Origin of the sequence: Methanosarcina sp. 1.H.T.1A.1 (assembly GCF_000979295.1) — an archaeon.
Lineage (GTDB): Archaea > Halobacteriota > Methanosarcinia > Methanosarcinales > Methanosarcinaceae > Methanosarcina.
This window is the reverse complement of the sequence record NZ_JJQY01000052.1, coordinates 1-6,902: the sequence shown is the minus strand read 5'-3', so window position 1 is coordinate 6,902 and position 6,902 is coordinate 1. Positions and strand designations below refer to the sequence as shown.

At 43.2% G+C, this 6,902-nt stretch carries 9 protein-coding genes; 4 read left to right on the top strand and 5 right to left on the bottom strand.

Annotated features, from left to right (window positions below; translation table 11 throughout):
• Positions 1-1,319: aminotransferase class III-fold pyridoxal phosphate-dependent enzyme (locus EO95_RS05545; protein ID WP_048132992.1), on the top strand; the 1,319-nt coding region annotated here is incomplete at its 5' end.
• A 955-nt stretch (positions 1,320-2,274) separates the two neighbouring features.
• Here the strand turns inward: EO95_RS05545 and EO95_RS05540 are convergent.
• Entirely contained in the window at positions 2,275-2,784 is a 510-nt protein-coding gene (locus EO95_RS05540) for a hypothetical protein (protein WP_048132994.1), read from the bottom strand.
• 541 nt (positions 2,785-3,325) lie between these two features.
• Between EO95_RS05540 and EO95_RS05535 the strand changes: the two genes are divergently transcribed.
• The gene (locus EO95_RS05535; RefSeq protein ID WP_048132990.1) at positions 3,326-3,514 is read left to right on the top strand and encodes a DUF2795 domain-containing protein; all 189 of its coding nucleotides are present in this window, start codon (positions 3,326-3,328) and stop codon (positions 3,512-3,514) included.
• A gap of 581 nt (positions 3,515-4,095) precedes the next feature.
• Positions 4,096-4,266, top strand: coding sequence for a CxxC-x17-CxxC domain-containing protein (locus EO95_RS16985; RefSeq protein ID WP_082105939.1), 171 nt, complete (start codon positions 4,096-4,098; stop codon positions 4,264-4,266).
• Positions 4,267-4,542: 276 nt separating this feature from the next.
• Here EO95_RS16985 and EO95_RS05530 read toward each other — a convergent pair whose 3' ends face one another.
• The 4 genes from EO95_RS05530 to EO95_RS05520 form a co-directional block, all read right to left on the bottom strand.
• Positions 4,543-4,869 (bottom strand): hypothetical protein, encoded by a 327-nt coding sequence (locus EO95_RS05530; protein ID WP_048132988.1) that lies wholly within the window; start codon positions 4,867-4,869, stop codon positions 4,543-4,545.
• Positions 4,870-4,899: 30 nt separating this feature from the next.
• Complete coding sequence (locus EO95_RS05525) at positions 4,900-5,460, bottom strand: toll/interleukin-1 receptor domain-containing protein (RefSeq protein ID WP_048132985.1); 561 nt, start codon at positions 5,458-5,460, stop codon at positions 4,900-4,902.
• Positions 5,461-5,482: 22 nt separating this feature from the next.
• Positions 5,483-5,617, bottom strand: a complete 135-nt coding sequence (locus EO95_RS18425; protein ID WP_255350222.1) for a hypothetical protein — start codon at positions 5,615-5,617, stop codon at positions 5,483-5,485.
• 215 nt (positions 5,618-5,832) lie between these two features.
• Positions 5,833-6,042 carry a molybdopterin-binding protein gene (locus EO95_RS05520; RefSeq protein WP_048132977.1) on the bottom strand — a complete coding sequence of 70 codons (210 nt, stop codon included), beginning with the start codon at positions 6,040-6,042 and terminating at the stop codon, positions 5,833-5,835.
• A 339-nt stretch (positions 6,043-6,381) separates the two neighbouring features.
• Between EO95_RS05520 and EO95_RS05515 the strand changes: the two genes are divergently transcribed.
• Positions 6,382-6,902 (top strand): META domain-containing protein (locus tag EO95_RS05515; RefSeq protein ID WP_048132976.1); only part of this gene is annotated, 521 nt, incomplete at its 3' end.

Below are 6,902 nucleotides of genomic sequence, written 5' to 3'. Positions count from 1 at the left end.
AGATGTGTATAAGAGACAGGGACATAGGGTTGCTTGATATGGTTGGCCCAAAAGCCAGGGAGATCATAGGGCAGGACTGCAATGTAATATCTGCATGTGTAGCCCGTCCCTATCCTCTGGTTGTTGACAGGGCAAATGGTTCCATAGTCAAAGACATAGACGGAAAAGAGTACATTGATTTCGTTGCAGGGATTGCTGTCATGAATGCAGGCTACTCAAACCCGGAGGTTAAAGCCGCCATCTCAGCTCAGCTGGATAAAATGTTTCACTGCGGATACGGGGACTTTTTTGCCGAGCCTCCATTAAAGCTTGCAAAAAAACTAAGAGAGCTTGCAGGCTACTCAAAGGTCTTTTACTGCAACAGCGGGGCCGAATCTGTAGAAGCTGCAATGAAACTTGCTCTATGGAAGACAAAGCGCCAGAACTTTATCTCATTTTATAACGCTTTCCACGGCCGGACCCTGGGCGCTCTTTCCCTGACCTGCTCTAAAGTCCGGCAAAAGGAGTATTTCCCTACCCTCCGGACAGTGCACACCCACTATGCCTACTGTTACCGCTGCCCCATGAAACTCGAATACCCCTCCTGCGGAATCGAATGCGCAAAGCAGATTGAAAACCTGATTTTCCGAAAGGAACTGAGCCCCGAAGACACTGCTGCCGTTTTCACTGAGCCCATCCAGGGAGAGGGAGGTTATATAGTCCCGCCTCCGGAGTTCCACAAGGAAGTAAGAAAAATCTGTACGGATAATGACGTTCTCCTTGTAGCTGATGAAGTCCAGACAGGCTGTTTCAGGACAGGCCCCTTCCTTGCCATGGAAAACTTTGAGGTAAGGGCTGATATTACCTGCCTTGCAAAAGCCCTTGGCGGAGGCCTCCCTATGGGCGCAATGCTTGCAGATCGCAACCTTATGGACTGGCCTCCAGGTGTCCACTCTAACACCTTCGGCGGAAATCTCCTCTCCTCAGCTGCAGCTCTTGCTTCCCTTGAATTTCTGGAAAAGGAAAATATAGAAAACCATGTCAGAGAAATGGGAGCGCATATCCGGCAGCGCCTCAGGGAGTTTCAGGAGAATTTCCCCTGCATAGGAGATGTTCGCGGCCTTGGCCTTATGATAGGTGCAGAAATCGTAAAATCCGACAAATCCATAGACCCTATCAGAAGGGACAGGATTATCAGAGAAGCGTTTAAAGAAGGAGTTATTCTCCTCCCCTGCGGAGACTCTGTAATCCGCTTCTCTCCACCCCTCGTCATGACCGACGAAGAAGCCGACCTCGGGCTCGACAAATTCGAAAAATCTCTGAGAAGAGCGGCGAGGTAAAGGCAGAATAAAAGTGCAACATATGACTTTCATTTAAGCCGCATCGTTGGAAGAAGTTCTGATAAGAATAGGCCGGAGCAAACTTAATAGCTGTCTCCGGTCTTTCTGTCACCGTGCATAGCACGGGCCTTTTCCAAAAAAGAAGTAGTAAAAGATGAGAATAAAAGGCCGGAGTTCAGCAGGGAACACGTCTGTTTTTCTCACAAATCCAACCTGCTCAATGTAGTAATCATGAAAAAATATCAAAGTCCGACGATTGTATTCGTCATAAGACAGCCGAAAACATCCTTTTTAAGTTTTCAGATATCTTTTTAATCCTCGAATTTCTGTTTTTTTATCACAGTGTGTGGCACGGGCCCCGCTGAAAAAAAGAGAAGTTAAAAAAGGCCGCGACTAATTTAAAAAAAAATAAATGTATAAATGACTTTTATGGTATATTTTGATAAAGTAACGGCTCATGAAGGCTATTTTCAAATAATCATCTCTCTAAAACTGGCAAAAGTTTTTTAATTAATAACCGCATATTTAGTATTATGGATTATGAGAGCAATGAACGGGTTGAGAACGATAGTTCAGCTTTGATTGTTTTTATAACTATAATTGCAATTGCAGTCAGCCTTCTAGGAATAATGGTGTCTATAAGGTGAACTACTCCTGGCTAAAGCATCGGAGCTTTCTCCCTTATGACCCGTAACTGAAGTAACCCATTTTCCGCAGTTATATCTAAAAAACGGCTATTTTTTTCATTACGTCAGTAAATTAGAACTTCGTAAGAAAATCTCTTAGTCAGTCTCATAAGAAGAGATGAACTACGGGATACACGGAAAACTATCTCAGGTCTTCTATTTCCGTGTTTTTTCCGCAGTTACGTAACTTTTTAAAAGAAAAGAGCAGTTTAACTGCCTCAGATCAAAAAGTAGTATAAATAAATAGTAAATTTTTTACAGACCTTTTTTTACTTCCTGTCTTTTTCAGCATTCTTCAGCTTCTCTTCGGTGCTGCTGAGAGTAATCAATTTGCTTTCAACAAGCCCAATCGGAAGGTCTGCGCCAAGGGTGAGCGAGCCGATTTTATTTCCTGCAAGAGTCCTCCCGGGCAGGTCAGGCATGACCTCAAGCTCTTTTCCGACAGGTATTTCAGGGTATTCGGTTTTGAGCCCGGAAAGAGGGCTGGAAAGAGCACCGGATACAAGTCCAAGGTCAGAGTCGGAAACAAGCCTCGGATGGGCTTCGGAACTCAGGCGGGGCTGCCCGAGAGGAGAAAGCCCGAGATCTCGCGTCGGAGAGAGCCGGTTGTTAAAGTCAGGTAAAAGGCCACTGAGCTGGTCAAGGGCAGGGCTTGAAAAAGTAGAAGATCCATCAGTAGAAGTGGAATGCACGGCAGGCGACCTTTCATGGTTTTCACGAGCTGCACGGTCAGAAAGGTGTGAAGGTAAAACGGAATCTTCGGATTTGCTGCTATTCATAGCTGTAGGATTGTCACGATGGTATATCAATTATACGAGGGCTTTTCCTTCCTTGTTCAACCATATTTTTTCAGTTCTCTTTTTTGTTGTCCATCTTTATAGGTAGAAGCGTAAAATCCCCGGATCTTTAGCCCGGGGATTATAAGCGTCAACTTCTCCCACTTTCGTTTTTCTATTCGCTGCATTAATATAATTTCCAATCAATTGTATATTGCTTTCCTACTGTGATAACCAGGCCAACGGAAAGCAACCAGTTAAACCGGTACCCGAAGGGTTAGGGGTTGCACTGGTAACCCGGATGCCGAAAGGCAGCTCTAAATCAATATATACGGGATGCGGGGACGAGCTTAGGGACTTACTGGTAATTGGTTGGGGGAATGAACCAGGGACATGAACCAGGGATATTAATCCAGACACCCTTTAAATCTTTAGATTTAGTGGGTAGTTAACAAGATTTACGAGAACAAATCCAGTAAAGGTTCAGAAGGTGTTCGAAGGCATTAATGCGTTCGATAAAAAATAAACCATATGGGGGAATTTTATGCAAACAAGTCCTATTGAAGTCCAGAAAGCTTTAAAAGATATGGGTTATCCTGCAGAGAAGAAAAAACTTATTGAACACGCTAAAAAGCACAAAGCCAGCAGTAAGGTAATGGAGGTCCTCGAAGAACTTCCAGAGAAGGAGTATACCAACGCTGCCGACGTCAGCAAGGCGTTTTCAGGAAAGTAACTTTGCTCAGAGTGAACCCGCACTCAAGTGGGAGGCAACTTATATTCAACTCAACAATTAACTGCACTTTTTGATATATTTCTTACTGTTTGGGTTCTTGTTTATATGTATTAATATTTCCTGGGCTGACTATAAAACATGAATTCGGTTGAGATTCAGGAAGCTATGAATCAGGTGTTATATCTACGGTTTCCTCTTCTCACTACCTTTTAACGCTGAAGCCCCCGGATTCAGGAGAAAGCAGGGATAAAACGGTTAGCTTTCTGCCAGTGATTCTTCGGTGAAGCCTAATGGGTCTGGAACACGACAGGAACTACTTTTCCGGAAAGTTAGATTCAGTCGAAAGGGGGGTCATTAACTGACAGGGAAGGGTGTAAAAACATCTGGTTTAAGAACTTAAAATACACTTCTAGAGACTTAAAACAGCTCAAACCTGATGCAACAACAATAAATATCACCGTGCAAGATATTAATCATTCAATTAGTTCATTGAGACACACCAAAGAATGGCACATTCATAAGTGCGGCTCTTTTGAATTATTTGATCTAAAGCCATAATATAACGTATAAGGGGGAAATCTATGGAGCGAAAAGATTACCCGAGCAGGGGTCGGGATTCCGGTAGAGGGCCGCAGAAGATGTACAAAGCAAAATGTTCTGATTGTGATCAAGAAACAGAGGTGCCTTTTGAACCAGACCCTGACAGACCAGTCTACTGCAGGGAGTGCTATGCAAAAAGAAAGAGCAGATAATTCTAAACATGATCTGATAGTATACTTTTAACAGATACGCTTCTTACAGATGACTTCTAACTTACTTCTGAAATCTTCATCTGTATTTTTAATTTTTACCATCTTTTCCTTCTCTACGGTACACCTCAACCATGTTCCTTATCATTCTTAGACTCTATTCTATCATTTTTTGATCCTACTTCCGGTCCTCCCTGATTCTAACTCAAATATTTTTCTCAAGTTATTTACTCAAGTTATTTACTCAAATATTTTTCTCAAGTTATTTACTCAAGTTATTTACTCAAGTTCTCTTTCTAACTTTGTTATATCGAACCATACTCTGAAAAGTTCGTCTTTTCCTGTATCCTTGATGTCAATTTCTACGGATTGAGTCAGTGTAGCTTTAATTGTTTCCCATTCTTCCCTGCGGATATCAACAATTTCCCAGGGGCCGGCAGAACTGTCTTTTACTCTGTCCCGGGAAAGCTGTAACAGCAGGTGTTTCTTTTCTGCAGGAGTAAGATCTTCAATACCCCTTATTTCAGACTCTTTCACTGTAGCCTTCCCCATTTTGGATTGAACTGCCATGTTTTCTCCAGATTCGTCTTTGATTCTTTTTTCCATGAATTCACCTCCCTGCCTGGGTTAGAATGCTCAGGGCGTGGGCCTGAAGGTCCTTGGGTCAAGGTAAATATTTCTCTGGCAGTAGCTGCAGATAGTCTCAAGGTGTTTTCCTGCAAGAAGAGCTCTCTCCACCTCTTCTTCCGGGGTGATATACTGGGTCATTTCCTCTCCGCAGTAAGGGCATTTTATCTTCAGCCAGTCCAGTTTCGTAAGCTGCCTTATATTCTGTATGAGCTTTCCCAGAGCATCCTCATAGTTTTCAGGGTAAAAATTAATCGGCTGGAGGTGGTGTATAAGGATAGGCAGTTCAACTCCTGCCTCTGCCAGCGGAATTATTAACTGGTCGGCTCCTACAGCCAGCCCGATCTCCTGATTCACCTCCGGGGATAACATTCCTTCCTGTGTGATGATCGGGATAACGCAGTCTGACTGGCGGATGCCAAAACGTATTCTTTCAGCCAGGGAAAGAATTCGAGCTTTCCTGTACAGGGACGAGAAGCTCTCCAGTTCCACTGTCCAGAGAGTCCGTGCCAGTTCCTGGGCAAGCGGTTCGTCCTGTTCGCAATGAGAAATGTAAACCTTTGTGATCATGCCTGCTGTACTTGACCTGTTATTATCTGGTTTTTCCGGGTTTATGTTCGGTCTCCGGTTCAGGTTCAGGTATCGGTTCGGGTGAAGGAACCGGCTGCGGTTCCGGATAAGGTATTGGCTCCGGCTGTAAAGATGGTTTTTTGTCTTCTTTTCCCAAAAATAACTCCCCCTCTATCAATAACACTACTTTCTGAACAATTTATTTTTCTGGTGGTTTGCTTTGTTATTTTTCTATTTCACGTTGCTAAATTTGCTCCATTAAGGATAAGCTCTTAATAACCTGCCTTATTGAGAACCCGTTTGTCAAGTTTTTTCGATTAGCAATACCGAACCATGCAGTATGCAGGAACCATGCAGTTTCGGACTCATAGTTTAATCAGAGGCTAACATGACACTTGTGGCTTTAATTACTGCGTAGACCTCATGCCCTTCTTTCAAACCCAGCTTTTCAGCGGAACTTTTTGTGATAATGGAAGTGATCTCGGTGCCACCCGGAAGTTCGACTACGATTTCCGAGTTAACTGATCCGTGTGTTATGCTTTTGACTTTACCTTTAAGGACATTGCGTGCGCTTATTTTCACTCCTATCCTCCGATTCAGGTTTTTATTTATTAATCAATATGGTTAGTCTTGTGAATTAAAGAAGCATAGGAATCTGGTTTCCTGAACTTAGTTACTGAATCCTAAGACCTCATTTCTATAGTTACGGATTTGGTCTTTTCACCCGTGCAAAGAATGCATATCCCCGAAAAATCCCCTTCTGCTGAAAAATGGAAATATACAAAATAGAACATATCGGCATATCATATTCTGCAAAATTATTAAAAAAATATTCAGATGACTGCGAATCAAACTGCAGCTTAAACAAAAGATATATTTAAATGACGCATCTTCCCATGTAATCAGTTTACGAGGCATATAATGAAAATGAAAATTGCATCTATAGGCATGGTTTTACTCCTTACCATAGGGGTTATAACCGTGGTCTCCTTCTCGCTTGGCTGTACTGAGCAGGAAGAAACTCCTGATAAACCTGCAGAGAACACTACTGTTGAACCCGCAGAAAACACTTCTGTTGAACCTGCAGAGAACACTTCTACCGAATCCGCAGAAAACACTTCTGTTGAACCTGCAGATAACATTTCTACCGAATCCGCAGAAAGCACCCCTGCTGAACCTGCAGAAACCACTATCCCGGAACTCGAACCAATTTCTGCCGATGATATCACCGGTATTGAATGGCAGTGGGCCAGTTTCCAGGACTCTGATAGCCCTGAAAACCAGATAATGGTTCCTTACTCTGAGAACTATACGCTTGCCTTCTCCCCTGACGGTACATATCATATCAAAGCCGACTGCAACAGCGGAAGTGGAACCTATACTCTGGAAGGAAACAACTTAACCCTTGGTCCGACTGCCATTACGCTTATGGCATGCGGACC

Coding starts and splice junctions, on each gene's coding strand:
- EO95_RS05540 (WP_048132994.1), bottom strand. CDS start 2,784: ATGAATAGCAGCAAATCCGAAGATTCCGTTTTACCTTCACACCTTTCT.
- EO95_RS05535 (WP_048132990.1), top strand. CDS start 3,326: ATGCAAACAAGTCCTATTGAAGTCCAGAAAGCTTTAAAAGATATGGGT.
- EO95_RS16985 (WP_082105939.1), top strand. CDS start 4,096: ATGGAGCGAAAAGATTACCCGAGCAGGGGTCGGGATTCCGGTAGAGGG.
- EO95_RS05530 (WP_048132988.1), bottom strand. CDS start 4,869: ATGGAAAAAAGAATCAAAGACGAATCTGGAGAAAACATGGCAGTTCAA.
- EO95_RS05525 (WP_048132985.1), bottom strand. CDS start 5,460: ATGATCACAAAGGTTTACATTTCTCATTGCGAACAGGACGAACCGCTT.